Origin of the sequence: Vibrio sp. Vb1337 (assembly GCF_033338715.1) — a bacterium.
Classification (GTDB): Bacteria; Pseudomonadota; Gammaproteobacteria; order Enterobacterales; family Vibrionaceae; genus Vibrio; species Vibrio alginolyticus.
This window is the reverse complement of the sequence record NZ_JAWOTD010000287.1, coordinates 1-1,026: the sequence shown is the minus strand read 5'-3', so window position 1 is coordinate 1,026 and position 1,026 is coordinate 1. Positions and strand designations below refer to the sequence as shown.

The following is a 1,026-nucleotide window of genomic DNA, read 5'->3' as shown; positions in this document are numbered from 1 at the left end:
GTTTGCGGAAAAAACTCGGTTTCGAATTTGAACGTGTTGAGCAGCAATATGATAATGGCCGAACTTTAGAACTCTACACTCTCCAACTGTGATTTTGGGCAATACCATGAGCGATATTTTACTTGGCAAACTCGCGACCGAATTTAAAACCGTCAAAGCGATGGTGGAGGTGTATTGCCATGATCATCATGGAACCAAAGATGCGCTGTGCAGCGAATGCAGTGAACTGCTTGATTACGCGGAAGTGCGATTGGACCGATGCCCATACGGAGAAGAAAAACCGACGTGTAACAAGTGCCCAATCCACTGCTATAAACCCGAACCTAAAGAACAGATGCGTTTAGTGATGCGCTATTCAGGCCCGAGAATGTTACTCAAACATCCGATTCTGGCAGTTCGGCACCTGCTGCACGAGAAACGTGAGGTTCCTGAAAAACCAGCAGCCAATGCATCGAACCGCCACAAAAGAATCAATGCAGAACGTGATACTAAGAAGTCGTAACGACGGTTAGATTTTTTATCCAATACTTTTGCGTGTATCGACGATAACACAACGCCAACTTAACGACTTCCTCTGCAATCATCAGTGCATACACGTACTTAAACTCCCAACCAAGAACAAACGCAGCGATTGCACAAAGTGGTAAGCCTGTCATCCACATGGCGATAAAGTCCATGCGTAAGCAGAATACGTTGTCGCCACCAGCTCGAATAATCCCGTTAATGATGATCATGTTCAACATACGCAACCAAATCGCGCAGCACAAAATCATCACCGCAGGGGCGGCGAGTGGGTAAAGCTCAGGGTTGTCCAAATTCAATGCTGCAATGATCAACTCACGATTAAGAAGCAACAGTGCGCCGATGGAAATACCAAACACAAAGACTGCTTTGATAAAGAATTTTGCCATGTGTTCAGCTTGCTCAAAGGCATCACGCCCCAAGGATTGACCAATCATCACAGAGCACGCCACAGAGATCCCAAAGAAAATCGAGTAACAGAGTGATTCAAATGGGCCGAGCATA

At 45.9% G+C, this 1,026-nt stretch carries 2 protein-coding genes and 1 pseudogene; 2 read left to right on the top strand and 1 reads right to left on the bottom strand.

The features are described 5' to 3' along the window. Both R7E42_RS25685 and R7E42_RS25680 read left to right on the top strand, forming a co-directional pair. Positions 1-92 (top strand): annotated as a pseudogene (locus R7E42_RS25685) (N-acetyltransferase); the annotation flags it as partial. A gap of 14 nt (positions 93-106) precedes the next feature. Continuing rightward, positions 107-502, top strand: coding sequence for a nitrous oxide-stimulated promoter family protein (locus tag R7E42_RS25680; RefSeq protein WP_318073338.1), 396 nt, complete (start codon positions 107-109; stop codon positions 500-502). Here R7E42_RS25680 and R7E42_RS25675 read toward each other — a convergent pair. Beyond that, a partial coding sequence (locus tag R7E42_RS25675; protein WP_318073337.1) for an MATE family efflux transporter occupies positions 489-1,026 on the bottom strand: 538 nt, incomplete at its 5' end. The genes R7E42_RS25680 and R7E42_RS25675 overlap by 14 nt on opposite strands.

What these genes read in the sequence shown, in the direction of transcription:
- R7E42_RS25680 (WP_318073338.1), top strand. Translation starts at nt 107, where the DNA reads ATGAGCGATATTTTACTTGGCAAACTCGCGACCGAATTTAAAACCGTC.